The 26,453-nt window shown below is 56.8% G+C and carries 16 protein-coding genes and 4 pseudogenes; 19 read left to right on the top strand and 1 reads right to left on the bottom strand.

Annotated features, from left to right (window positions below; genetic code table 11):
- Window positions 1–64 precede the first annotated feature (64 nt).
- From VA602_RS23560 to VA602_RS23480, 18 genes and pseudogenes are all read left to right on the top strand, one after another.
- Entirely contained in the window at window positions 65–10,807 is a 10,743-nt protein-coding gene (locus VA602_RS23560; RefSeq protein WP_323454490.1) for a two-partner secretion domain-containing protein, read from the top strand.
- A 6-nt stretch (window positions 10,808–10,813) separates the two neighbouring features.
- Window positions 10,814–11,209 carry a hypothetical protein gene (locus VA602_RS23555; protein WP_323454489.1) on the top strand — a complete coding sequence of 132 codons (396 nt, stop codon included), beginning with the start codon at window positions 10,814–10,816 and terminating at the stop codon, window positions 11,207–11,209.
- Between the two features lie 339 nt (window positions 11,210–11,548).
- A pseudogene (locus VA602_RS23550) lies at window positions 11,549–11,635 on the top strand (transposase); the annotation flags it as partial.
- Window positions 11,636–11,822: 187 nt separating this feature from the next.
- A pseudogene (locus VA602_RS23545) lies at window positions 11,823–14,200 on the top strand (DUF637 domain-containing protein); the annotation flags it as partial.
- Window positions 14,201–14,209: 9 nt separating this feature from the next.
- Entirely contained in the window at window positions 14,210–15,430 is a 1,221-nt protein-coding gene (locus VA602_RS23540; RefSeq protein ID WP_323454529.1) for an EndoU domain-containing protein, read from the top strand.
- The gene (locus VA602_RS23535; RefSeq protein ID WP_186711736.1) at window positions 15,427–15,996 is read left to right on the top strand and encodes a hypothetical protein; all 570 of its coding nucleotides are present in this window, start codon (window positions 15,427–15,429) and stop codon (window positions 15,994–15,996) included. The genes VA602_RS23540 and VA602_RS23535 overlap by 4 nt, the downstream gene beginning before the upstream one ends.
- A gap of 1,406 nt (window positions 15,997–17,402) precedes the next feature.
- Window positions 17,403–18,608 (top strand): hypothetical protein, encoded by a 1,206-nt coding sequence (locus VA602_RS23530; protein WP_323454488.1) that lies wholly within the window; start codon window positions 17,403–17,405, stop codon window positions 18,606–18,608.
- A 7-nt stretch (window positions 18,609–18,615) separates the two neighbouring features.
- Window positions 18,616–18,909, top strand: a complete 294-nt coding sequence (locus tag VA602_RS23525) for a hypothetical protein (protein ID WP_323454487.1) — start codon at window positions 18,616–18,618, stop codon at window positions 18,907–18,909.
- 156 nt (window positions 18,910–19,065) lie between these two features.
- Window positions 19,066–19,584, top strand: a complete 519-nt coding sequence (locus VA602_RS23520; protein ID WP_323454486.1) for a toxin glutamine deamidase domain-containing protein — start codon at window positions 19,066–19,068, stop codon at window positions 19,582–19,584.
- Complete coding sequence (locus tag VA602_RS23515) at window positions 19,584–19,865, top strand: YrhB domain-containing protein (RefSeq protein WP_323454485.1); 282 nt, start codon at window positions 19,584–19,586, stop codon at window positions 19,863–19,865. Before VA602_RS23520 ends, VA602_RS23515 begins: the two co-directional genes overlap by 1 nt.
- A gap of 184 nt (window positions 19,866–20,049) precedes the next feature.
- On the top strand, window positions 20,050–21,075 hold the full coding sequence (locus tag VA602_RS23510) for a hypothetical protein (RefSeq protein ID WP_323454484.1): 1,026 nt from the start codon (window positions 20,050–20,052) through the stop codon (window positions 21,073–21,075).
- 2 nt (window positions 21,076–21,077) lie between these two features.
- Window positions 21,078–21,467 carry a hypothetical protein gene (locus VA602_RS23505; protein WP_323454483.1) on the top strand — a complete coding sequence of 130 codons (390 nt, stop codon included), beginning with the start codon at window positions 21,078–21,080 and terminating at the stop codon, window positions 21,465–21,467.
- Window positions 21,468–21,754: 287 nt separating this feature from the next.
- Window positions 21,755–22,030 (top strand): hypothetical protein, encoded by a 276-nt coding sequence (locus tag VA602_RS23500; RefSeq protein ID WP_323454482.1) that lies wholly within the window; start codon window positions 21,755–21,757, stop codon window positions 22,028–22,030.
- A 510-nt stretch (window positions 22,031–22,540) separates the two neighbouring features.
- The gene (locus VA602_RS23495) at window positions 22,541–22,897 is read left to right on the top strand and encodes a hypothetical protein (RefSeq protein WP_323454481.1); all 357 of its coding nucleotides are present in this window, start codon (window positions 22,541–22,543) and stop codon (window positions 22,895–22,897) included.
- A 976-nt stretch (window positions 22,898–23,873) separates the two neighbouring features.
- Window positions 23,874–24,221, top strand: coding sequence for a hypothetical protein (locus tag VA602_RS23490; RefSeq protein ID WP_323454480.1), 348 nt, complete (start codon window positions 23,874–23,876; stop codon window positions 24,219–24,221).
- Between the two features lie 12 nt (window positions 24,222–24,233).
- A pseudogene (locus VA602_RS26900) lies at window positions 24,234–24,326 on the top strand (HNH endonuclease); the annotation flags it as partial.
- Complete coding sequence (locus tag VA602_RS23485) at window positions 24,323–24,700, top strand: hypothetical protein (protein ID WP_323454479.1); 378 nt, start codon at window positions 24,323–24,325, stop codon at window positions 24,698–24,700. The pseudogene VA602_RS26900 and the gene VA602_RS23485, both read left to right, overlap by 4 nt.
- Before the next feature lie 232 nt (window positions 24,701–24,932).
- Complete coding sequence (locus VA602_RS23480) at window positions 24,933–25,220, top strand: hypothetical protein (protein ID WP_323454478.1); 288 nt, start codon at window positions 24,933–24,935, stop codon at window positions 25,218–25,220.
- A 90-nt stretch (window positions 25,221–25,310) separates the two neighbouring features.
- On the opposite strand, the gene VA602_RS23475 is transcribed toward VA602_RS23480, so the two are convergent.
- Window positions 25,311–25,598 carry a helix-turn-helix domain-containing protein gene (locus VA602_RS23475; protein ID WP_407682531.1) on the bottom strand — a complete coding sequence of 96 codons (288 nt, stop codon included), beginning with the start codon at window positions 25,596–25,598 and terminating at the stop codon, window positions 25,311–25,313.
- 25 nt (window positions 25,599–25,623) lie between these two features.
- Between VA602_RS23475 and VA602_RS26895 the strand changes: the two are divergent.
- A pseudogene (locus VA602_RS26895) lies at window positions 25,624–26,095 on the top strand (DUF637 domain-containing protein); the annotation flags it as partial.
- Window positions 26,096–26,453: the final 358 nt, after the last annotated feature.

Raw genomic sequence — 26,453 nt, 5'->3', positions numbered from 1 at the left:
ACATCGCTGCCCCTTGCGGGGCAGGCCGGCAACTGGCCTGAGCTGCGACTGGAGTTTGTTCGACATGGATATCCGCACCCCACTGAACCAGTGCATCGCCCTGATCGTTGCTGGCGTGATGTTTCTCAACCCCATCGTCAGCACGGCTGCACAGCTGACCGTCGATGCGGCGGCCAATGCCAACACCAGCATCAACCAGGCCGGCAACGGGGTGCCGATCGTCAATATCGCCACCCCCAACGGCAGCGGCCTGTCGAGCAACACCTTCCGTGACTACAACGTCGGCAGCAACGGGCTGATCCTCAACAACGCCACCGGCAAGACCCAGTCGACTCAACTGGGCGGCATCATCGTCGGCAACCCCAATCTCAGGGGGCAGGCGGCCCAGGTCATCCTCAACCAGGTCACCGGCGGCAACCGCAGTACCCTGCAAGGCTACACCGAGGTGGCGGGCCAGGCGGCCCGGGTCATCGTCGCCAACCCCCACGGCATCACCTGCAACGGCTGCGGCTTCATCAACACGCCACGGGCGACCCTCACCACCGGCAAGCCGATCATGGACGGCGAGCGCCTGGACCGCTTCCAGGTCGATGGCGGCGACATCGCCATCGAGGGCGATGCGCTCAACGCCACCAACCTCGACCAGTTCGACCTGATCACCCGCAGTGCCAAGCTCAATACCGAGCTGCATGCCAAGCAGTTGAACATCGTCACCGGGCGCAACGACGTCCAGGCCGATACCCTGCAGGCCACCCCGCGTGCCGATGACGGCAGCGAAAAGCCCATGTTGGCCATCGACAGCTCGGCGCTGGGCGGCATGTATGCCAACACCATCCGCCTGGTCGGCACCGAGCAGGGCGTGGGGGTCAAGCTGGCTGGCAACATGGCCGCTACCACCGGCGATATCCAGGTAGACGCCAACGGCAAGGTGACGCTTGCTCAGACCTCCAGCGCCGGCGACCTGAAGATTGCCGCGCAAAGCGCCGAGCTGACCGGCAAGACCTACACCGCCGGCAGCGCCACCGTGCGTGTGCGTGACGATGTGACTGTCGGCCAGAGCCTCGCCGCCAAGGGCAGCATCAGCGTGCAGGGCGCGCGGATCGACAACCAAGGGATCATCGAAGCCGGCGTGGAGCCAGACAACAGCCGCAACGCCCAGGGCGACGTGAGCCTCAAGGGCCAGACCCTGCACAACCGCGGTAGCGTGGTCGCCAACCGCAACCTCGAGATCGACAGCAGCGCCACGCTCGACAACCAGGGTGGCAGCCTCAAGGGCCGCACCACCACGCTGACCGCAGGCCTGCTGGACAACCGCAAAGGCCAGGTGCTGGCCGACGACACCCTGAAAGCCACGGGCGGTGCGATCGACAACCGTGAGCAAGGCCTGCTGCAAGGCAAGGGCCAGGCCGTGTTGGATATCACCGGCAACCTCGACAACCGTGGCGGCCGTGTGGTCGGCCAGGGGGATCTGCAGGTCACCGCCGCCCAGGTGGACAACCGCGGCAACGGTCTGATCGGCAGCGACCAGCAGGCCAGGCTGACCACCCGCGCGCTGCTGGACAACCAGAACGGCGGCAAGCTCAAGGCCGATCGCCTCGACATCACCACCGCCGGGCTGCTCAACAGCGGCGGGCAGATGCTGGGCGGCGACGTGCTGATCGTCGCCAGCGCCGACATCGACAACCGCCTCGGCCTGATCTCGGCCAAGCGTCTGCTCGATCTCAAAGCCGTGGGCCTGGACAACAGCGGCAAGGGCAACCTGCTCAGCGACGGCACACTGGCCGTCAAAGTGGCCACCCTGAACAATCGCGACAACGGCATGCTGTCGAGCGTCGGCGATCTCTCACTGCATGGCGAACGCCTCGACAACCGTGGCGGTCTGGTGCTTGCCGACCGCTCGCTGTCCGTCACCGGCGGGGACTTCGACAACCGCGACAAGGGCGTAGCCACCACCAAGGGCAAGGCCCACATCGAAGTTGCCAGCCTGGCCAACAGCGATGCCGGCCACCTGCAGAGCGATGGCCGCCTCGAACTGATCGCCGACAAGGTCGACAATCAACGCCTGGGTAACATCACGGCCAAAGGTGACCTCGAAGCCCACCTGGGCACCTTGAACCAGCAGGGCGGCAGGCTGACCAGCCTGGGCAGCCTGCTGCTCACCGCCAACACGATCGACAACCAGAACGGCGGCGGGATTGGCGCGACCAATCTGGTCGACATCCGCGCGGCGCGCGTGCTCAACCAGCAGGGTGAGATCTCCAGCGCAGGCAAGGTCGTGCTCGACGCCAGCGCACTGCTGGACAACCAGGCTGGCAAGGTCATTGGCGACCGTGGCCTGACCCTGACCGTCCAGCGCCTGCTGAACCAGAACAAGGGCCTGCTCAGCGGCTACGACAGCCTGAGCCTGAAAGGCACCGAACTGCTCAACAACGGCGGCCGGTTGAGCAGCCACAAGCATATCGAGCTGGCCCTGGACGGCCAGTTGGACAACAGCGACGCCGGCCTCATCGTCAGTGACGGCACCCTCACGCTGAACGCCGGCACGTTGCGTAACCGCCAGGGCGGCAAGGTCTCGGCCATCGCTGCCATGGGCCTGACCAGCGAAGGGCTGCTGGATAACCAGGGCGGCATTCTGGTGACCGATGCCGGGCTGGTGCTTGACGCCGCCCGCCTGGACAACAGCCAGGGCGGCGCCATCAGTGCAGCTGGCCATGCCCAGTTGCGCAGCGGCGCCATCGACAACAGCGCCAAGGGCAACATCGGTGCCGGCAGCCTGCTGCTGGTCGCCACCCAGCTCGACAACAGCGCCCGTGGCCGTATCAGTGCCTCCGGCCAGATCGATGCGACGCTGACCGGCCTCGACCAGCATGACCACGGGCAACTGGTCAGCGGGACCGGCATCGACCTCGACCTGCAGCACGGCCAACTGGTGAACCGCGACGGTGGCTTGCTGCGCTCGCCAGGCAGCCTGCTGTTGCGCCAGATCGGCGCGGTGGACAACCGCAACGGCGCAGAGATTTCCAGCGACCACGGCTTCAGCCTGGTCGCCGACCGCCTCGACAACCGTGGCGGACGCCTGATCAGCGCCCAGGACCTGACCCTGCGCATTGCCGGTGTTCTGGACAACAGCCTCAAGGGCGTGTTGTCGGCTAGCCACGATCTCGACGTCGAGGCTGTCAGCCTCGATAACTTCAGCGGCGGCACCCTGGCCAGCGGCAAGGCCCTCAAGGCCGTGATCGACGGTCAACTCGACAACCACGACCAGGGCATCCTCTCCGCCGCCGCAGCGCTGACCGTCACCAGTGCAGGCGTGCTCAACAGCGAGCGCGGCCTGCTGTCGGGCAACACCGGCCTGACCGTCACGACCGGACAACTGGATAACCACCAGGGCGGCCAGCTCATCAGCCAGGCGGCGATGACCGTCACCAGCGACGGCCTCGACAACCGTGGCGGCGCCTTGAGCAGCAAGCAGGCCATGACCCTGACCACGGGCGACGTGCGCAACGGCGCCGATGCCCTTCAGCGCGGCGGTCGCATCCACAGCGATGCCGAATTGACGCTGGTGGCCGGGCAGGTCGATTCCAGCGAGGGCGGCGAGATCTCCGCCAAGGGCGATCTGCTGCTGCGGGTGAGTGCGTTGATCCAGCGCCAGGGGCGTCTGATCGGTGAGCAGAAACTCGACCTCGACCTGAACGGCGGCGACCTGACCAACCAGAGCGGCCTGATCAGTGCCAATGGCCCGCTGAACATCCAGCGCCTGGGCAAGCTCGACAACAGCGCTGGCGAAGTCACCAGCCAGCAATCCTTCAGCCTGCTCGCCAAGCGCATCGACAACCAGCAGGGCCGCATCCTCAGCGACGGCCGGCTGACCGTAGAGGCGGCACAGCTGGACAACAGCACCAAGGGCCTGATGTCCGGCGTTCAAGGCCTGCAGGTCAGCGGCAGCGACCTGAACAACAGCGGCGAAGGCACGTTGTCGAGCAAGGACGGTGATCTTACCGTGACCCTGACCGGCGCCCTCGACAACCGTGACCAGGGCGCTCTGGTCAGCAAGGGCCGCCAGCAGGTCACGGCGGCCAGCCTGGACAACCGCAAGGGCATCGTCTCCTCGGAGCAGGCGATCACCCTCAGTGTCGGCGATCGTTTGGACAACAGCGGCGGGCTCATTTCCGCCACAGGTGACCTGACGCTCGACCAGGACGGCACCGTCATCGACAACCAGGGCGGGCAGATCAATGGCCAGGCGATCAGCATCGCCGGCAAGCGTCTGGAAAACGCCAAGGGCCAGCTCGTCAGCCGTGCGGCGCTCGACCTGACCTTGGCCGATGCACTGCTCAATACCGACGATGCGCGCCTGGTCAGTGGCGCCGACCTGCTGCTCAAGGCCGTGCGTGTCGACAACCAAGGCGGCAAGCTGATCAGCCATGGGTTGCTGCATGTCGATTCGGGCACGCTGGACAACAGCCACGGTGGCAATCTGGCCAGCCAGCAGAACCTGGTGCTGCGCCTGAGCGGCGATCTGCTCAACGGCAACGATGGCCTGTTGTTCAGTGAGCACGGCAAGCTCGACATCCATGCCGTTGCCCTGGACAACCAGGCCGGCACGCTCAAGAGCCAAGGCGATATCGATGTGCGCCTGGACAAGCGCCTGGACAACCGCGGCGGTCGCCTGGAGAGCCAGGCAGGCAACCTCGAACTGCACGCGGCGAGCCTCGATAACAGTGGCAATGGCATGCTCAGCGCGGCCAAAGGCCTGTTCAAGGGCGTCTTCAGCGACCTGTTCGACAACGCTGGCGGTACCACCCAGGCGCAGTCCGTGGACATCGCAGCCGACGCCAAGGTGAACAACCAGGGCGGCTACCTTTCGGCGCTGGGCGGTGACGGCAAGATCGTCACCGCCGATCTCGACAACCGCGGCGGTGGCCTGTACGCGGCCGGATTGCTGAAGGTGCAGGGCCAGCAACTGTTCAACCAGAGCGGCAAGATCGGCGCCGGGCGCATCGACTTTGGCCTCAGCGGCGCGCTCTACAACAGCCTCGGCCAGTTGGAAAGCGAGAGCGAGCTGCAACTGCGTGCCAGCGAACTCGACAACCGCAGCGGCAACCTGCGCGCCCTTGGCAAGACCGGCACCAGTCGATTGATCGTCGCGGGCAACCTGCTCAACGACAACGGCGTGCTGGCCACCGCCAACCAGGACCTCGACCTGCAGATCGGTGGCCTGAGCAACAGCGGCGGGCAACTCCTGCACACCGGCCAGGGTAGCTTCGGCCTGGCCTCCGACAAGGTCACCCAGGCCGGCGGCGTGCTGCACACCGATGGCCTGCTGAGCATCGCCGCTGCCAGCTGGACCAACAGCAGCGTGCTGCAAGCCCGGCGCCTGGAGCTGGACATCGGTCGCTTCGTCCAGACCGCCAGCGGCAAGCTGCTGGCCGTCGAGAGCCTAAAGGGCCGGGGCGGCGACTGGACCAACCATGGCCTGCTGGCCAGCGATGGCAGCCTGCAACTGGATCTGACCGGCAACTATGATGGCAATGGCCGCCTGAGCAGCCTTGGCGCACTGACGCTGGGCGCCAACGATATCCGCCTGTCCAGTACCGCCAGCCTGGCCGGTGGCGCCGACACCGCGGTGACCGCGCGCAACCTGCTGAGCAACGACGGTCGCCTGACCGCCCTGGGCGGCCTGACGGTGACGGCCGCCAGCCTCGAAAACCGCGGCACCCTGGGTGGCGCTGCGGCGGTGAAGCTCGCCGCCAACAGCCTGAGCAACCAGCGCGGCCTGGTGTTCAGCGGCAATGACATGACCTTGCGCGTCGGCAGCCTGAGCAACTACTACGGCGATATCTACAGCCTCGGTGCCCTTGATTTTGCCGGCAACGCCAGTGCCCGCGCGGTGTTGCTGGACAACATCTCCGGCAGCGTGGAAAGCGCCGGCAACATGACCCTGGCGGTGGACACGCTGCTCAACCGCAAGGAATTCCTGAGCTCGACCAAGAAACTGGTCGCCGGCAACGTCAATGTCTATTCCGACGACCGCTGCAAGGGCAAGGGCTGCGAGCTGTACTTCTCGGCAACGGAAAGCTGGGAAGACGTCATCGACCGCGATACCCCCACCGCCTTCATCACCACCGGCAGCAAGCTGACCTTCGCCGGTGACGCATTCCGCAACCACTACAGCAGCGTTTCGGCGGCGGGTGACATCGCCATCAACACGGCGGTGTTCGAGAACAAGGGCGCCGGTGGAGGCGAGCAGCGCAACCTCACCGCGAGCATGTATACCCGTGATCGCGGCCAGTACAACGCGTTCATCCAGGCCAAGAACCAGTTCAACCAGAACCCCGGCTCGCTGACCCTCGACGAGGTCATGGCCGCTGCGGGGTATCCGCAGTACAGCATCTATGACGTCATCGACAACAGGACGCCGATCGCTGGCGCCGTGGTTGCCCCGGCGGTCGTGCAGTCGGCTGGCGCCGTGACCATCAACGCCACCCAGCGCATCGACAACAGCGTGGTGCGCGTCAATCAGGCCGGCGCCGGTACCATCGGGGCCCGTGGCGATGCCACGGCTGATCCGCGCCAGGCCCAGACCCAGGTGCGCGCGCTCAACCCGCAGTTGCCGCCCGACCTCGCTCAGCGCCAGGTCAACCCGGTCACGCTGCCCAGCTTTAGCCTGCCTCAAGGCAGCAACGGCCTGTTCCGCATCAGCACCCAGACTGGCCAGGCCGCGATCAGCGGCGATGCCCTGGGCGCCACCGCCGACCATACCCAAGCAGGCAGCGGCACCTTCATCTCACCGCTGGCCAGCACCACCAATGCCGACAACCGTGCGGCGCAGACGCTGTCCGCCCAAGGCTCGGCTGCGGCCCAAGGCGCCGTCAGCGGCGCCGGAGTAGCGCTGGATGGCCTGGCAGCGGGTGTTCGACTGGTCCAGGGCGTCCCAGAGCGCAGCGTGCCGAGCACCTCGCACAAATACCTGGTGGAGACCAACCCGGCCCTGACCGACCTCAAGCAGTTCCTGAGCTCCGACTACCTGCTTGGCCAGCTCAACGTCAATCCGGACCAGGCCATCAAGCGCCTGGGCGACGGCCTCTACGAACAACGCCTGATCCGCGAAGCCGTGGTGGCCCGCACCGGCCAGCGCTACATCGATGGCATGACCAGCGACGAGACGCTGTTCCGCTACCTGATGGACAACGCCATCGCCAGCAAGGACAAGCTGTCGCTGAGCGTGGGCGTGTCGCTCAGCGCCGAGCAGGTCGCCGCCCTGACCCACGACATCGTCTGGATGGAGCAGGTCGAGGTCAATGGCGAGAAGGTGCTGGCCCCGGTGCTGTACCTGGCCCACGCCAACGGTCGCGTGGCCCCCAACGGCGCGCTGATTCAAGGCCGTGACGTCAACCTGATCAGCGGCGGCGACCTGGTCAACGTCGGCACCCTGCGTGCCACCAACAACCTCGCCGCCAGCGCCACTAACATCAGCAACAGCGGACTGATCGAAGCGGGCGGGCGCCTGGACATGCTCGCCACCGATTCGATCCGCAACGCCCAGGGCGGGATCATCGCCGGTCGTGAAGTGAGCCTGACCGCGCTGACCGGCGATGTGATCAACGAACGCAGCGTCACCCGCCTGGAAGGCCGGGCCGGTGGCGAGCATGTGACCAAGGACCTGGTCGACAGCGCTGCGCGCATCGAGGCGGCGAACGACCTAACGGTCACCGCCGGGCGGGATATTGGCAACGTGGGCGGGGTGGTCAAGGCGGGGGGGAACCTTGATATGGAGGCCTCTCGCAACCTCAGTCTGACCAGCCAGCAGTCTCTCGAAAGTCACGAGTATCAGCGTCGTCGAGTCAGTGGCTACGACACAACTATCACTCAATACGGAGGCGAGGTAACTGCCGGTGGAAGCATCACCGCGACAGCAGGTCAGGATCTTTCGGTCATCGCTAGTGAGATTGAAGCTCGGCGCAACCTGACATTGAGTGCAGGTAACGACATTCTCCTGAGTTCGGCGGCCAATGAGGAGCATGACTACGCCAAGGGTAAGAAAGGCCAGACCAAGACGACAACGCAGTTAGATGATGTTCGTCAAGTAGGTGCCAGTCTGAAAGCCGGAGGAGACATACAGGTCGAGGCTGGAAACGATCTGAAGATGGTTGCCAGTAAAGTCAGTGCGGGTGAAGACGCCTATCTGGTCGCGGGTGGCAAGCTTGAGCTATTGGCTGAGTACGATAGCCATTACTCACTCTATGACATGAGCAAGAAGGGTAACTGGGGTAGCAGCAAGACCCAGCGTGATGAAGTTACAGATGTAAAAGCAGTTGGCAGTGAGGTCAGCAGCGGTGGCAGCACCTCCCTGGTCAGTGGTGGCGATCAGCTCTATCAAGGCGCCAAAGTCGAAGCTGGAAGTGATCTTGCAATCATCAGTGGCGGTGCAGTGACCTTTGAAGCCGTCAAAGACATGCACCAGGAAAGCCATGAAAAATCCAAGGGCGATCTTGCATGGAACAGTGCGAAAGGGCGTGGCACGACTGACGAGACTCTTCGACAGAATCAGCTGGTTGCGCAAGGCGTCTTGACCATCAAGGCTGTCGACGGATTGAAGATCGATATCAAGCATATCGATCAGGCAACTGTCAGCCAGAGTATCGACGCCATGATCGTGGCTGACCCCAAGCTTGCGTGGCTCAAGGAAGCAGAGCTTCGGGGTGATGTGGACTGGCGTCGAGTCAAGGAGGTTCACGACAGCTTCAAGTACGACCAGTCAGGTTTGGGCGCGGGAGCTTCACTCGTCATTGCAATCATCGTGACCTATCTGACTTGGGGAGCTGGAGCCTCTGCGGTCGGAGCCGCAAGTAACTCAACGCTCGGTTTTGCCGCCAACTCGGTGGTCAGTGCTGCCGCTACCAACGCTGCCACCAGTGCGGTAAACAACCGTGGGAATCTCGGTGCGGTGGTCAAGGATGTGACCTCCAGTGATGCCATGAAAGGTTATGTGATGTCGGCGCTTGCACCGGGCGGTGACAGCATCGTGTCTCGCATTGCACTCAAAGCAGCGCTGAGTACGGTGGTCTACGGTGGCAGCCTGAAGGACAACGCTGTCCAGGCCGGCCTGGAGATTGCTGCGGACGCATTGAGCGGAGCGATCTTCAATGAGGTCGGAGATCGTCTGATGGGCAGCGGGTTGCCCAAGCGCGTCGCAGTGCATGCCATCGTCGGTGGTCTGATTGCTGAGGCGGCGGGCGGTGACTTCCGCACGGCGGCGTTGGCGGCAGGCGCGAATGAGGCTTTGGTGCAACTGGTCGGGGACAAGATCTTTCCCGGTGAAGCTCACGACCGTGTATTGGGCATGACCTCACAATTGGTCGGTATGACAGTTGCTGCTGGCCTAGGTGCTGACGCCAAAGATCAACAAGTGGCTGCTTGGGTCGCACAGCAGGCTACTCAGAACAATTTCCTTCGACATAAAGAGGTCGAGGCGTTTCTCGCCGAGCTCAAGACGTGTGAGGCGAACAATTCATGCGCTGATGTACGCAAGCGGTATGGCGACCTGAATATCGAAAATCAGGAGCGGCTGGAGCGGCTGTGTGCCCGTGACATGGACGCCTGCCGTAGCGAGTACAAGTTGTTCTCGGATGACTACCAGAAAACTCATGCGCTGTTGGCTGGCAGCATGAAGGAAGTCGGATGGAAAGAGCAGTATGCGCTCGGCGCCACGATACTCAGTAACTACCAGGCCATGCAGACACTCGTCGGAACCGCCATGACCAAGGCGATGACCGATGCAGCCCAAGAGGCTGCGGGGCAGGCAGGGGTTGGGGTTGATGCAGAGGATGTCGGCACCTTTGGGATGTGGCTGCGAACTGTCGTCAAGGCAGTCACAAGTCGCAAGGGCGCAGTTGGCGGAACTGAGCGTGGCCCTTGCTGCTTCGCAGCAGGAACCTTGGTTGCGACTCCGGGGGGCGACCGAGCGATTGAAACCCTCAAGGTCGGGGATATAGTCTGGACCAAGCCTGAGCATGGGGGTGAACCCTTCGCCGCAGCGATCACTGCGACGCACATCCGTAACGATCAGCCAATCTATCGGTTGACCCTGGAAAGCTTGCGCGCAGATGGTCAGGTTCAGACTGAGACTTTGTTCGTGACCCCCAGTCACCCATTCTATGTACCGGCCAGACATGATTTTGTGCCGATGAGTGACTTGAGGACTGGAGACTTGCTACAGTCCTTGGCTGATGGAGCTGGAAATGACACGTCGAGTCGCGTTGCTTCGATAAGGTTGCATAAGTTAGTCGGCGAGACATTCAATCTTTCCGTGGATGTTGGGCATACGTTTTATGTAGGTAAACTCAAAACCTGGGTTCATAACGTAGGTCCGTGCGGCGAGTCGGATGCTGCCAAGCCAGGGATGGTGGATGCAAAAGGTGGCGCAACTTGGCATGGCTCAGGGCCCGCACTAGGTGTACTTGGCCTTGAACCTGGCTCCGTATCAGTCAAAGCTGTACAGAACTACTTCCCCAGCACCAAGAATGGTTCTATTGAGTTTGTTTTTGATCCTAAAACAAGCACGTTCGTAGTTGGTAAGCCAACTACGAATCTTGGGGGCTCTCCTCATCAGCAATTGGCTAAAACTATAGATGCTGATTCATCCACTCTAGTGGGGGGTATGTTTAGACGAGGGACCAATGGAGAGGTAATAACCAATGAGTATAGTGGGCATTACTGGAAAAATTGGAGTCCTGAGGTCAGGCATAAATTTGAACAGACCATGAAACAGTACGGTCTAGAAATTAAACATCATCCAGGGATGTAGGAATGTATGAGAAACTATTTGGTGAGATTTTCTCTAGATGAGCTAAATATTTGTAGAGATGAACTTGGTGGCTGGCATCTTGAAGGGCATGACTTGTCCTTTCCTTTGGTAGAGGCGTCAGATTTTAAACGCATCATTTCTTTGCTTGAGACACCTGTTGAGGTTGCTAAGGCGGCTTTGGGGGATGGCTTTCCTTACGTGTGCGTTGTAGAGGCAGGATTGAATCATGACTCTGACTATTGGATAGGGCTTGCACTTTCATGGGTTGCCGATGTAACCGCCAGGGACGCCTCTCAGTTAATAAAGCAATTGAAAATATTGTCCACGGATAAGGCGGTTTCGCAGAAAAATAGGCAGTTGGCTCGAAAGGAATTTAAACGGCTATCTAACGTAGATAGCTAGTTGGTGCAAAGCTACTGAGGCAGCAGGAAAACCTCTGGCTTCGAAGGATTCAGAGGTAACCCTTGGGTAATTCAAAAAGCATTGCAGGGTGAACCTGCTATTAGTGCGCAAGGCGCTGTATCATTACCTGCGGTGCAAAGATATGTTAATCGGCTTCTTAAGGGAGATATTGTTCCGGAAATTAAGATGGATGGCGATGTAATTGTTGATGGGGATCATCGTTATATAGCAACAAAAATATCGGGTCGAAATCCTGATGTGGTACCTGGGGCCTTATGAATCGCCCCTGGTTTCGTAGACACCTCTAAGCCTCATAATGAGCCCCAAATAGGAGGTGCCATGAGTCGTCAACGTTACCCCGAAGAATTCAAGATCGAAGCAGTCAAGCAAGTGGCCGAGATAGGCAGGCCTGTCGCCGATGTTGCCCCCTCCTGACCCCGCTCCCCAGCTGTGTCCCAGTCTTACCCCGGTCTGGCAGCCATCGCACACCGTCGTCGCTCGGTGTACGGTAAACCAGTTGAGTGGCGGGCGCGGCGAATAGAACCAGCGGTTTAGGCGGTCGAGCACATACAGGAGGCGTCCGGGAAACTCTTTCGTGCTATATCGCCCGCCGCTGAGCGTGGGCGTGTCGCTCAGCGCCGAGCAGGTCGCCGCCCTGACCCACGACATCGTCTGGATGGAGCAGGTCGAGGTCAACGGCGAAAAGGTGCTGGCGCCAGTGCTGTACCTGGCCCACGCCAACGGTCGCGTCGCCCCCAACGGCGCGCTGATTCAAGGCCGTGACGTCAACCTGATCAGCGGCGGCGACCTGGTCAACGTCGGCACCCTGCGTGCCACCAACAACCTCGCCGCCAGCGCCACCAACATCAGCAACAGCGGCCTGATCGAAGCAGGCGGGCGCCTGGACATGCTCGCCACCGACTCGATCCGCAACGCCCAGGGCGGGATCATCGCTGGTCGTGAAGTGAGCCTGACCGCGCTGACCGGCGATGTGATCAACGAACGCAGCGTCACCCGTCTGGAAGGCCGGGCCGGTGGTGAGCATGTGACCAAGGACCTGGTCGACAGCGCTGCGCGCATCGAGGCGGCGAACGACCTGACCGTCACCGCCGGGCGCGATATCGGCAACGTAGGCGGGGTGCTCAAGGCGGGTGGCGATATCAGGCTGGATGCCGGTCGCGACCTGTCCATCGTCAGCCAGGAAGGCGTCGACAGCCACGAGTATCAACGCCGCCGTGTCAGCGGCCACGACACCAGCATCACCCAGCACGGCAGCGAGATCAGCGCAGGCGGCAACTGACCGCCACCGCTGGCCAGGATCTGAGCATCGTCGCCAGCGAAGTCGAGGCACGCCGCGACCTGGCCCTGCAGGCCGGCCGCGACGTGACCCTGGCTGCTGCGGCGAACGAGGAGCACAGCTACGCCAAGGGCAAGAAGGGCAAGACCAAGTACGAGCGGCAGGAGGATGACGTCGAGCAGCAGTCTGCCGTGGTGAAGGCCGGCGGCGACCTGGCCATCGACGCCGGGCGTGACCTGCGCCTGGTGGCGAGCAAAGTCAGCGCCGGCGAGGAAGCCTACCTGGTGGCCGGCGACAAGCTGGAGCTGCTGGCGGCCAACGACAGCCAGTACTCGCTGTACGACATGAGCAAGAAAGGCGGCTGGGGCAGCAAGCAGACCCAGCGCGACGAAGTCACCGACGTCAAGGCGGTGGGCAGCGAAGTCAGCAGCGGTGGCGACCTGACGCTCAAGAGCGGTGGTGATCAGTTGTACCAGGGGGCGAAGCTCGCCTCGGGTAATGACCTGACCATCGATAGTGGCGGCGCGGTGACGTTCGAGGCGGTCAAGGACCTGCATCAGGAGAGTCACGAGAAGAGCAAGTCCAACGTTGGCTGGTTCAGCATGAAGGGCGAGGGCCGTACGGATGAAACGGTTCGCCAGAGCGAGCTGGTCGCCAAAGGCGACTTGGTGATCAATGCCGTTGGCAAGATTCATGTGGATGTGCGCCAGGTCAACCAGCAGACGGTGAGCGAGTCCATCGATGCCATGGTCAAGGCCGATCCCAAGCTGGCCTGGCTCAAGCAGGTCGAAGCACAAGGTGGCGTGGACTGGCGTCAGGTCAAGGAAATCCACGATTCGTTCAAGTACAGCAATTCCGGTCTGGGGCCGGCTGCTCAGCTCGCGATTGCGATCGTCATGGCGGCCGTCGTCGGCCCTGCCGCAGCGGCCTGGGCCAACGGCGGTGTCGCTGGAGCCGCCGTCGGGGCCGTTGCCACGGGCGCTGCGACCAATGCTTCGGTAAGCGTCGTCAATAATCGAGGCAATCTGGGGGCTGTGGTCAAGGATGTGACCTCCTCCGATGCGATGAAAGGCTATGTCATTTCGGGTGTGGCTGCAGGTCTGACAGCGGCCTATTTCGATGGCTGGACGGGAACGAAAACTGACCCAGTCACGGGCAAAGTCCTTGGGCCCGAACTGAACACGATCAAAGGCGTAGGTCAGTTCGCAGCCAACCAGACGTTGCAGAATGGTACCTCCCTGCTGCTGAGCAAGGCCCTTGGGCAGGGCGGCAGTGCCAGCGATGCGTTGAAAAGCGCGCTGTTCAATACGCTGGCGGCAGCCAGTTTCAATGCGGTGGGGGATTACACCAAGCAGTTCGGCATCGAGAACGGCAGCCTCCCCAAGATTGCTATCCATGCGATGGTGGGTGGCTTGCTGTCGAAGGCCACTGGCGGTGACTTCAGAACGGGTGCTTTGGCGGGGGGCGCGAATGAAGCGCTGGTGGTACAGCTCGACAAGCTGGTTGGAGGAAATGAAAGCCTGCTGACCATGAGCTCGCAGATCGTCGGGGTGCTGGCGGCGGCAAGCCAGGAGGATGCCGATGCCAGCTCGTTGGACAAAGCGGCATGGGTCGCCAAAAACGGCACCCAATACAACATCCTTGGGGACCATTCGGCCAAGCAGCGAGACGAGGCAAGGGACAATTATCGCAAAGACGGCGGAATGGACGCCGCGCGTGATCTGGTCAACCTGGAAGACGCGGATCAGCGTAGCGACAAGCTGTTGCAACTCTACAAGCGCGATCCCTCATTGCTTAGCCAGGATGACAAGGTCGAGCTCGCGGCATACCTGCAGGTTTATGCCTTCGAGAGACTGGATGCCGTCAGGAAACTGGATGCCCAAAATGGCTTGGGTATCAGCCATAGCTTGGCAACCGTCCAGGCAAGTGTCGCCAGTTTGCTCAGTGGTGAGCAGGCCTTGGGCTATGGCTATCCCTATGCAGGTAGCAGCCAGGACAAGCTCGCGTGGGCAGATGCTCAGCGCAGCCAAATGGGACTGGTTGAAAACCTGGCCTGGACTCGGGACCGTAGCGTCGACGAGCAGACCTACCTGGATGCCAAGTCCAGTCTGCGCATTGGCGAACAGCAGCAAGGTTTGGCCAACCTGGGTGATCCTGCGATCTACTTCCTGACCGGCTCTATCGGCAGCACGATCAGGGCGGTGGCGGCGACCAACGGGGCGCTGCAGTTTACCCAGGGTGCCAAGCAAGCGGTTGATGGTGATGGATGGAATGCCGCTGGTAATATGGTGGCCGGCCTGCTGGGGATGGCTACACTGGGGATTCCCGCTGTAAAGGGTGGGGCGGTTGCAATCGGCGACGCTGCCTCCACACGACCAGGAAACCCGGGCGTTATCAGGAATGACCCAGCTCTTGCAGTTTCACCAAATACCGGAAAATACCTAGAAGATTTCAAACCGTCGCCTACCCCACTGGAGCTGGTGCGGCAACAGACAGAGACGTTATACGCAACGGCGTTTATACGCTTTGATCATATCCTCGACGGTGGAGTAAATACGTTGAGGAGTGGTGAGAGGGTTGGGACGGGTGGTCATTATTTAAGGTCTCCTGATGTCAATGTGACTCGAATCACTGGTCAAGTTGATGAATTTGGTGTTTCAAAAGGGTATGTCTCTATACGCGATCCTCTGACGAATAGCTGGGCCCCGAAGAAAGCAGAGACAACATTTTTCCCTGAGCAGTGGAGCAAGCGGCAAGTTCAGGTAGAGATCGAGGGTGCATTCAGGAATTCATCTCCTATAGCTGGTACTGAACGGTGGCGAGGGATTTCACCTAGTGGCGTGAGAATAGAGGGATACTACGGTAAGCCGGATGGTACGGGGGCCACAGCGTGGCCTGTGTATGGAAAGGATAGAAAAATATGAATTTAGGTATCGTATATCCTCATTGGTCGATATTTGGATTTTATGATCTGGGCGCGTCTGAACATGGCGAGCGAGCGCGCATCGAGCAAATACCTGTAGGGGTGCGCGAAATTGTTGGTTGGTTGAGTGATGATGTGAGTGGTACGGCCAGTGCTCAAGCATTGATCGATCGTTTGAGTGCATGTGGGCTTCAAGGGCATGCCGAATACTTGGGGTTTGGAAATGCGCACCATATGGGATACGCTGAAGGCCACCTGTATTTGGAGTGTGAGTATAGCGATGGACTTCAAGTCATTATGACGGTGGCACAAGCCACTGATGTGCTGAGCGAATATGTGAGCTTTTTAAAATCTGGAGTTCGCAATAAAGATGCCCCTCCTACGCCCTTTTTGGTTGAATATGTTGCTGAGGGGGAGGCTGCTTGCCTGCTATATCAGGAAATGGGGGGGCGCATAGGTTTTTCAGTAGAGGAAATGAGAGAGAATAGCAGGGCTCAGCGTAAAGATAACAAAAGAAAGGCGCTTTTGAATAAACTTGATCATCAAAATAAAACAAATGATATCTAAGCTCTGTCTGAATGTATCTGGGCTCACTCATGCTATGTTGAAATGGGCTCGGAACGTTCACGTATTCTAGTACAGTCGGGCGCAGCCCCGGCCGTTTCTCGCCCGGTTTCGCCTTGTCTGGCTTTCGAGCAGACACATTTCAGACAGCCCCTAACAAGAAGCTATGGGCATCAGGAACCAGGTCATGATTATGTCGCCGGTTGGGTTTACGCTCCTGGCACATTAGGTGTGTTTGTGGCGCCCAGCAGCCGGCGGAGCGAATATCGGTGATCAGTTATCCACCGATAAGCCGTTTAGTTACGTGGATGCATCAATTGCTGCTACTGTTGGCGGGGCCACTCAAGGCAGAGGGTTAGGGTTCACTCTTGGTGCTGGGGCTGGTGGATCTTATTTAGGAAGTTTGATCAAGGGTGAAGATCCGACGTATTTACTTCTGGGCGCAGTTCTGGGTGGATTGATGGGTTTTAAGGGAGGTCAAGTAGTGTCTGGTCAGTTAAAACCAGTTGTCGGAGAAACAGCTGATAAATACGGCGCTGTAACCGGTTCTGTGCTTTCCGAAGTCGTCGGGGGGGCAAGTCAGTTCTGTAGGAGATAAAAAGTGAAGCTGGAAAGAGTTGGGTTTTTTTTGATGGCTGTGTTGTTGGTGTATTCTGTATTGTTTTTTCTTGGAGTTGGGATGTTGGGGCACCTTGTAGGGTCGATTATTGGTTAATATAAGTTTGATTATTGGGTATTTGGTTGGGAGGAGATTCATAAGTCTATTCTTGTTGGCTTGTCTTGCGGGGTTCCAGTCGCTTTAGGGATATGGGTGGAGTCAAAGGTGGCAGAGGTTAAAAAAAGCGCAGCGACTGATTTTTAATTTGTGGTTGTGTTGGGTTTGTCTGGGCTTTAGAGGGGCGGGACTTGTGGGGGGTCTAAATTTATCTAGGATGCCAATTGTGTATTTGGTCGGATCAGTTCGCTCATAGGCGCAAAAATAGAGCGTGGCGATGTAATTCAAGGGTTTGGAAAGCTAAAGACTTCGAATGTGTCGTATCGAAAAGGTGAGATGAAATTTATTGCCCTTGATTCAATTGGGCTTAATAAATTCAAAGATTGGTTTCGCCCTCAGGGCTCCGTCGGTTGCTTCAAGTGTCGCGCGTGCGCGTGGCCGCCATCGATCAGGCCCAAGGGCCGGGTAAACTGCCCAGCCGCAGCGGTGAAGTGGCCGCCCGCCAAGGCACGTCGAGCCAGGTAGGAGGGGCCGCCTCCACTGCACAGCCTGGGCCGAGCACGCCGATCACGCTTGCCCAGCCCTCCACGAGACCATCGTTGCGCGCGACACCAGCCTCCCGGCAATGACGTCGGTGGTCGCGCCGACGCTCCAGCAGGCCCCCCCGGCCGTCGCCAGCACCGTCTCCACCGCCATGACACTGCCCGCGGCGCAGAGCACCCCGCGGGTGCAGGGCGTTCCGACCAAAGACGGCGGAATGGACGCCGCGCGTGATCTGGTCAACTTCGAAGGCGCGGATCAGCGTAGCGATAAGCTGTTGCAAGTCTACAAGCGCGATCCCTCATTGCTTAGCCAGGATGACAAGGTCGAGCTCGCGGCATACCTGCAGGTTTATGCCTTCGAGAGACTGGATGCCGTCAGGAAAGTGGATGCCCAAAATGGCTTGGGTATCAGCCATAGCCTGGCAACCGTCCAGGCAAGTGTCGCCAGTTTGCTCAGTGGTGAGCAGGCCTTGGGCTATGGCTATCCCTACGCTGGTAGCAGCCAGGACAAGCTCGCGTGGGCAGATGCTCAGCGCAGCCAAATGGGACTGGTTGAAAACCTGGCCTGGACTCGGGACCGCAGCGTCGACGAGCAGACCTACCTGGATGCCAAGTCCAGCCTGCGCATTGGCGAACAGCAGCAAGGCCTGGCCAATCTGGGGGATCCTGCGATCTACTTCCTGACCGGCTCTATCGGCAGCACGATCAGGGCTGTGGCGGCGACCAACGGGGCGCTGCAGTTTACCCAGGGTGCCAAGCAAGCGGTTGATGGTGATGGATGGAATGCCGCTGGTAATATGGTGGCCGGCCTGCTGGGGATGGCTACACTGGGGATTCCTGCCATCAAGGGTGGGGCGGGGCCTGTAGTCGTTGCTGACTCGAAAGTGGCAGGTGGGGCGAAAGATAGTGGTTCTAGTGGTTTCAGTGGCGGAAAGCCAACTATTGCTGATGATCGATATAGCCCGAATGTTGTTACTGAAAGGTCTAGTTTAAATAGAGATTATTATGGTCGGGAAAATGCTGCCGATGAGTTTTCTGCTGGTCTCCCAGACTATGCAACGCATTCAACAGCAAAGAGCTATCAGTCAACGGCGCCAAGAGATCTGAACGAGCAGACTTTGTGGAACAGAGTAGTAGAAAATCCATCTGCCGGTCGTGATACAAAGCTAGCAGGCGATAAAGATTTTCCGCGGAGTGAGGGGTGGAGGAAAATGGAAGTAAGTCACCGTCTACCTAGCGGAGAAAATATAACCATCCACTACCAGTACAACTCCGTAACCGATAAAGCATACGATATGAAAATTACTACGCCGCAACAGCTGCCCCCTGTGCTGCAACCCGGTAGGACTATTGAGTGACGTAAATATGATTATTCGAGAAATTGGGCGAGAAGAGCCTGTACAGGTGTTTGGGGTTTACTGGATAGAGAACGAGCGTTTTTACTGGGTCATTCCTTATGATGGCTACGGCGGCCTGATGGCGCTCAGCGATAGAGAAGTCAATGTTGTTGACTCTTCTTTGTCAAGTGATCTCATCCTCTGCAAGGACGGAGGGGGAGGGGACATGATTCTGCATTGGGCAGCAGAAGATTTACTTGAAAAACTTGTGGAGTGTGATCCGCTAGCAATGGTCGAGTTCCTAGAGCGCATAAAAGGCTGATAGTGGAAAAGGTAACAGTGTTGCTGAGGCTTTAACCGGGGGAGGCTAGAAGCAGCTCGATAAAAAATTCAAACATGCCTCTGATTTTGTCGTGGTGACTACAAAGAAAGGCTCTGAAACCCTTGCTCAGTGTGTATCCCATGCCTCGGAGTACCATTGGTCCAGTTGCCAATCAAAACTGAACTCGGGATGGCTACACTGGGGATTCCTGTCATCAAGGGTGGGGCGTGGGCTGTAGTCGTTGCTGACTCGAAAGTGGCAGGTGGGGCCGATCAAACTGCGGGTTCAATCAAGAATGGTAATCCGGGTTATCCAGAAATAAGTCGAACTCGTAACTGTGTCAACTGCTCTATTGCTACTGAAGCGACACTGGTAGGAAATCCTGCATCAGCCTTGCCAATCAACTATACGAAGGGTGTTCCGTTGAGTGCGCTTGAAAAACAATCCGGCTCTAAATTTGGTCCTGTGACGGCACCTGAGGCTATCGCGCATCAAATGGCAAACTCTGGAAATGGTGCTCGTGGAATCGTGTTTGGCTCTTATGGTCCGGGTCAGTCAGGGCATGTTTTTAATGTGGTTAATCAGAATGGTGTTGTTAGATTCCTTGATGGGCAGACGGGGAGGCCGGCAAAATTCGGTGATTTCAAGGCGCTACAACTATTGAGAACCAATTGATGATAACTTATGCATGTGTCTTGAGGAAGGCAAAAGAATATTTAATGGATTCCGAAATCCCTTTGCAAATTACATGTCAAGGTGAATTTGCTGAGGGCTGGTATTTTTGCTACCAGTCAAAAGAGTTTTTGGAAACCGGTGAGCTATCAGCCCAGCTCGCGGGGAATGCCCCGTTTTTGATTGATAGGCAGTCTGGTGAGCTTCATGTTCTCGGAACAGCTAAGCCTCTGGAGAGTTATCTGAACGATTACATAAAAGGCAAAATTGCGAAACCGAGATAGTTTGGTGCTGCGAAAGTAGTTGACGCAGCAGCAAAACCTCTCTGGCTGTGTAGGCGGTGCCATTAAATTTTCACTAACTAACGGCTCGTCGCTTTGCTGAGTATCGCTTAGCCAGGATGACAAGGTCGAGCTCGCGGCATACCTGCAGGTTTATGCCTTCGAGAGACTGGATGCCGTCAGGAAAGTGGATGCCCAAAATGGCTTGGGTATCAGCCATAGCCTGGCAACCGTCCAGGCAAGTGTCGCCAGTTTGCTCAGTGGTGAGCAGGCCTTGGGCTATGGCTATCCCTACGCTGGTAGCAGCCAGGACAAGCTCGCCTGGGCAGATGCTCAGCGCAGCCAAATGGGACTGGTTGAAAACCTGGCCTGGACTCGGGACCGCAGCGTCGACGAGCAGACCTACCTGGATGCCAAGTCCAGCCTGCGCATTGGCGAACAGCAGCAAGGCCTGGCCAATCTGGGTGATCCTGCGATCTACTTCCTGACCGGCTCTATCGGCAGCACGATCAGGGCTGTGGCGGCGACCAACGGGGCGCTGCAGTTTACCCAGGGTGCCAAGCAAGCGGTTGATGGTGATGGATGGAATGCCGCTGGTAATATGGTGGCCGGCCTGCTGGGGATGGCTACACTGGGGATTCCTGCCATCAAGGGTGGGGCGGGGCCTGTAGTCGTTGCTGACTCGAAAGTGGCAGGTGGGGGGAAAGCGACAGCAGGTGCTTCTGTTGATGGCGCAGGCGGTATTGCTGTTGCGCCTAAAACGATCCCATATGAACCAAAGGGCTCGGTTATTTTACAAGGTGACGCCCCTGTATGCGGACCAGCCTGCGCAGCAATGACAATTACTGACAAAACGGGTGCGGCTATTAGCCTTGACAATGCAATTGGAAGCTTTGTAAACGGGGTCAGGCCGACCGGCGTTAATACTCTGGAATTATCAGATGTGATATCTAAGGCGGGAGTTAAAAATACTGTAAACACGACAATGCTACCTGAGCAGTTAAACAAAGCACTGCAAGAAGGAGCAAGTGTTATCGTTCAGGTTCCCGCCGGCCAAGGAAAACACTTCATTATTGTTGATGGTGTTAAGTCTGTTGATGGCGTAAGTTACTATATGACACGAGATCCATATGTCGGGCCAAGAGGTGTTCAGCAAGGGTTGTTAGATGGCGCAATGTCAACAGGCGTTAATGCTATTGTGATAGGGGGGTGATAATGAATGTCGGTGATCTAGTTGAGCTAGATGGTTGGCTGGTTATTATTGATTATAAGCTTTTCCTCATACCGGAAAGCTATTCGAAAAATTATGAAGATGGTGAAAAAATTGAGATATCTAATCCTGCAATAATGTTTTCTGTGGTGGATGAAATCCTTCCCTTGGCCGGGGGAAAGAGCTTTATATTCCATAAGTCTAAAGTTTCAGGGGTCTTGATAGAGCTTTCGCCGATGAAGATTGAGCTTATAGCTTTATCTGTAGAGGAGAGAGGGCGTGGTTTTATTTCTATAGATATTGAGAGAGATGTTGAAAAATATAAAGCCCGGTACGAGGATTTTCTTGAGAAGAGACGGGAAGTTAAGTCCGATGACTGGCTAGATTACTTGTAAGTCCAAAAGAGGTAAGTAAGCTCCGCTTTCTGCACGATCTTCCGACCAAAATATATATGGGGCAGCAAGGAGAAATATCGAAGGCCACAATGATTTTAAGGAAGGGCGTAGTTATTTTAAGGATGGCGTCGACCCATCGGAGCTTTTGGGAGGCGTCACAGCGGTAAATATCCTGTTGTTGGCGCTGGGGCCCGTGGTAACACAGTTGTGGATTTTGGGGGTAATTGGGGTAGATAGAGAACGAGCGTTTTTACTGGGTCATTCCTTATGATGGCTACGGTGGCCTGATGGCACTCAGCGATAGAGAAGTCAATGTTATTGACTCTTCTTTGTCAAATGATCCCATCCTCTGCAAGGACGGGGGCGGAGGGGACATGATTCTGCATTGGGCAGCAGAAGATTTACTTGAAAAACTTGTGGAGCGTGATCCGCTAGCAATGGTCGAGTTCCTAGGCTCTGTACGAAAAGCCTTGATACTCGGTGATGCTGCGTTGAAAACAGCCTCGGAATGCTCATTTACAACCCGTAAACTCCGCTTCCTCGGCTGTTTTCGCCTTGCCTGACCTTCGTCTCAAGACTTTTCATACAGAGCCTAGAGCGCATAAAAGGCTGATAGTGGAAAAGGTAACAGTATTGCTGAGGCTTTAACCGGAGGTGGCCAGAAGCAGCTCGATAAAAAATTCAAACATGCCTCTGATTTTTGCGTGGTGACTACGAAGAAAAGCTCTGAAACCCTTGCTCAGTATGTATCCCATGCCTCGGAATACCATTGGTCCAGTCGCCAACCAAAATAAATGTTCGGGAAGGTGTGACTCAGGCTGCATTCTCGCACTAGTAGGCATGGTTATGGGTAGTGGTGGCATACTAATGGAGCGATTTGTCGCCTAAGAGTTGAATGGCCGCGTTCGTTCTATGTTGAACGATGTCTTTATTGTTGTGGTGGGAGGGGGCAGCTAGAAACGAAATCTCCGTTGTAGGTATTCGCGATCCGTATGGGTCCCAATATTTTAGTCTCGTCAGTACCTTTCAAAGAAATTTTCAGGTGAGGTTGTTGTTCCTCGGAGTGCATTTAAGTGAAATTAAAGATTGATTTTCCTAAAAACATGATCACCGATGAATTGCTCAGGCAGGAACGAATACCCTGCTTTTGCAAGGTTTCAAAAGAGTTTGAGATTTCGTTTTCCGAAACTGTTCCGGAATCATTGGGGGTGGTATCAGAATGGGATCGTAGAGATCTGGAGTTAAGAGCCGTTGCAGGGGCGGGCGGTCGATATACGCATTACGCTAACGGTTTGATTACATTGAAGAAAGTTGGCGAAGGCGTTTACAAAATCCTCGATCTTGAGATGTTTTATAGAAGTTACGGCTGGTGCGCTGTTTTACGGGGTGGGGAATATGCGCCTCCCGGAGATTTTTGGGATGAAGAGTAAAAGCTTTCTGATTAATGCTAGTTTTAAGCCGGATGATATGGGGCATAGCGTGGTCTGTGTATGAAAAGTATAGGCAGGTAGGAATTTAGGTATTGTATGTCCTCATTGGTCGATATTTGGATTTTATGATGTGGGCAATTCTGGGCATGGCGAACGAGCGCGCATCGAGCAAATACCTGTAGGGGGACGCGAAATTTTTGGTTGGTTGAGTGATGATGTTAGTGGTACGGCCAGTGCTCAAGCATTGATCAATCGTTTGAGTGCATGTGGGCTTCAAGGACATGCCGAATACTTGGGGTTTGGAAATGCGCACCATATGGGGTACGCTGAAGGCCACCTGTATTTGGAGTGTGAGTATAGCGATGGACTTCAAGTCATTATGACGGTGGCACAAGCCACTGATGTGCTGAGCGAATATATGAGCTTTTTAAGATCTGGAGTTCGCAATAAAGAGGCCCCTCCTACGCCCTTTTTGGTTGAATATGTTGCTGAGGGGAGGCTGCTTGCCTGCTATATCAGGAAATGGGGGGCGCATAGGTTTTTCAGTAGACGAAATGAGAGAGAATAGCAGGGCTCAGCGTAAAGATAACAAAAGAAAGGCGCTTTTGAATAAACTTGATCATCAAAATAAAGCAAATGATATCTAAGCTCTGTCTGAATGTATCTGGACTCACTCATGCTGTGTTGAAATGGGCTCGGAACGTTCACGTATTCCAGTACAGTCGGGCGCAGCCCCGGCCGTTTCTCGCCCCGTTTCGCCTTATCTGGCTTTCGAGCAGACACATTTCAGACAAACCCTAACAAGTAGCGATCGGCATCAAGAAACACGTGATGCTTATGTCGCCGGTTGGGTGCACGCTCCTGGTACATTAGGTGTGTTTGTGGCGTCAGCAGCCGGTGTTGCAGGTGTCGTATCAGGTGCGGAGATTTTCCGCGGAGCGAATATCGGTTATCCACCGATAAGCCGTTTAGTTACGTGGATGCACCAATTGCTGCTACTGTTGGCGGGGCCACTCAAGGCAGAGGGTTAGGGTTCACTCTCGGCGCTGGGGCGGGTGGATCTTATTTAGGAAGTTTGATCAAGGGTGAAGATCCGACGTATTCACTTCTGGGAGCAATTTTAGGCGGGGTAGTGGGTTTCAGAACTGGGCAGGATGCGCGGATATCAATTGATGCCTTTAAGTCTGCGAGTTATGAAGGGCAAATGAAACTTGCGACCAAAGATTTGTTAGGGGCTATTCAGCAAGGTCAAGTGAAAGCTTCAAGCTTTACTGCTAAGCAACTCCAGCAGATAAGCGCAGGTGCAAAGAAAATCGATGGGTAAACGTGGCATCATCATCAAGATAGTGGGCTAATGCAATTGGTGCCTGAATTGATTCATAAGAAGACGGGGCATATTGGCGGCGAAGCCATGGGGGGTGGAATGTGAGTCTGAATGAGCCTGGTCGCTTCAGTGATGAGCTGATGGCGTTCGTTATGACCTGTCTTTTTTGTGGGGCTATAAGCAGGGATGAATTTAATTTTTGGTGCGCTCAAGCGTTGTCGCTGAATAACGCTCAAGCATTTTTGTTTGACTTAATGGATTTCCATGAGGAGATTTTCAAGGTCTATAAGATAATTGGCTATGTACCGCATTGGGAACATACGGAAGATGACGAGCATGCTTTGTATGGCATTTCTGTTCGCCGAGGGTTTGAACCTTACGACATGCCTTTAACGTCCAATGAAGCGCTTGCGTGTCTTGAGGCGTCGCCAGATATTGAGCGGCTATTCGGCCAAGTCTTTGACTTTATCAAGCTGTAAGCAGGGGCAGAAGGTGCAGAGGTCCCAAAGAATCCCAATCCTACTAGTGCGTTGACTGATGCCGAGGCTGGAGCTAGTAGTTTGCCAAAGATCGGCTCTTTGAAAGGGGAGCCTGAGCTTCCACCCAAGAACGCGAGTCCGTAGATGGTTCGATCTATAATGGTGCCGGCGGTGGAGCACATCTCCCTGAGGTAAAAAATATTACTGTGCTAGATAGTAAGTGAGAGGGGTTATGGATGCTTTTCAGTTTAATAAGGAAGTTAAGCGTCTATTGAAAGGCTACTCCGTAGAATATTCAACATTCGCCAACGGGGATTTTGGTAACCTTGAGCGTATAGAGCTGGAAAGTTTTAATAAGCTGGCGACCGTAGAATTTTGGTCTGAAGGCTGGATAGGTATTGATATATATGACTGTGCTTGTGATGAGCAGGTCATGAATATTTTGCTTTCTCCAGAGGAGAAAGACCTTGTCCCTAAAGCATTTGAAAAGCTTCTGGGTACATTAAATCGAAATAGTTAATAAGTATCTCCGGAAAACCAGGGTGCTTATTTATCTGTAGATCCCAGCCTCGATTTGACACCGGCCCTGCGCCGGTGTTGTTTTATCTGCTTACTGCAAAATCTCTCTTCCTTCGCTGCTCGCTTTGGTCGTGGCCTGAGCGATCAAGGCATCGAGCATCTGCGCAACAAATTTCTGTTGGCTCTTGGGCAGTTGGTCGATGGCTTCCAGTTGCTGCTGCCATTTCGGAGCAGGGCCACGCTTACGCACAGTGGTTTCCTGCTGCTGACCAAACAGCTCTTCAAGTGTGGTCGAAAGCAGTCGGGCCAGCTCTGGCAACGCCGCTACCTGAATCCGCCGCTTGCCGGACTCGTAGGCTTGGAGGGTCTGCTGAGACACACCCAGGCGCTCGGCCAGTTGGGTTTTGTACACGATCAAAGGCGTAGGTCAGTTTGCAGCCAACCAGACGTTGCAGAATGGCACCTCCCTGCTGCTGAGCAAGGCCCTTGGGCAGGGCGGCAGTGCCAGCGATGCTTTGAAAAGCGCGCTGTTCAATACGCTGGCGGCAGCCAGTTTCAATGCGGTGGGGGATTACACCAAGCAGTTCGGCATCGAGAACGGCAGCCTCCCCAAGATTGCTATCCATGCGATGGTGGGTGGCTTGCTGTCGAAGGCCACTGGCGGTGACTTCAGAACGGGTGCTTTGGCGGGGGGCGCGAATGAAGCGCTGGTGGTACAGCTCGACAAGCTGGTTGGAGGAAATGAAAGCCTGCTGACCATGAGCTCGCAGATCGTCGGGGTGCTGGCGGCGGCAAGCCAGGAGGATGCCGATGCCAGCTCGTTGGACAAAGCCGCATGGGTCGCCAAGAACGGCACGCAATACAACTATCTGGAACACCTGGATGTCCTGGCTTTTGCCAAAGACATGAATGGCTGTGGTACGGACGAAAGCTGTCAGACGGACAAGTGGATAAAAGAGAAATACGACGACGAGAGCTTGCGTAACGTAGAGGATGCCCAGAATACTTACGGGCCTCAAAGAGCCAAGGAGAAATCGCTTCAGATCGCCCAAAGCATAGACACACTGATGTCTGTCCAGTGTACGACGGCTAGGTGCGAAACATACAAGACAGCTCTATTGGAGCGCTCGATTGACAGCTATGCGCGCCTGAGTAAAGTCCTGAACGAATGGGCGCCTACGCTGGACCGCCTGGGGCCTGTTGGAGTGCCTGAACGTGCGGAGCTTGCGCAGGT

It is taken from the genome of Pseudomonas machongensis, assembly GCF_034961125.1.
GTDB lineage: Bacteria > Pseudomonadota > Gammaproteobacteria > Pseudomonadales > Pseudomonadaceae > Aquipseudomonas > Aquipseudomonas machongensis.
The sequence above is the reverse complement of the archived record's forward strand: the minus strand, read 5'-3'. Positions and strand labels throughout refer to the sequence as shown.

Bases quoted from the DNA above. Each gene is read 5' to 3' on its own strand.
- VA602_RS23560 (WP_323454490.1), top strand. From the start codon at position 65: ATGGATATCCGCACCCCACTGAACCAGTGCATCGCCCTGATCGTTGCT.
- VA602_RS23555 (WP_323454489.1), top strand. From the start codon at position 10,814: ATGAGAAACTATTTGGTGAGATTTTCTCTAGATGAGCTAAATATTTGT.
- VA602_RS23540 (WP_323454529.1), top strand. From the start codon at position 14,210: ATGGACGCCGCGCGTGATCTGGTCAACCTGGAAGACGCGGATCAGCGT.
- VA602_RS23535 (WP_186711736.1), top strand. From the start codon at position 15,427: ATGAATTTAGGTATCGTATATCCTCATTGGTCGATATTTGGATTTTAT.
- VA602_RS23530 (WP_323454488.1), top strand. From the start codon at position 17,403: ATGACACTGCCCGCGGCGCAGAGCACCCCGCGGGTGCAGGGCGTTCCG.
- VA602_RS23525 (WP_323454487.1), top strand. From the start codon at position 18,616: ATGATTATTCGAGAAATTGGGCGAGAAGAGCCTGTACAGGTGTTTGGG.
- VA602_RS23515 (WP_323454485.1), top strand. From the start codon at position 19,584: ATGATAACTTATGCATGTGTCTTGAGGAAGGCAAAAGAATATTTAATG.
- VA602_RS23505 (WP_323454483.1), top strand. From the start codon at position 21,078: ATGAATGTCGGTGATCTAGTTGAGCTAGATGGTTGGCTGGTTATTATT.
- VA602_RS23500 (WP_323454482.1), top strand. From the start codon at position 21,755: ATGGCACTCAGCGATAGAGAAGTCAATGTTATTGACTCTTCTTTGTCA.
- VA602_RS23480 (WP_323454478.1), top strand. From the start codon at position 24,933: ATGGATGCTTTTCAGTTTAATAAGGAAGTTAAGCGTCTATTGAAAGGC.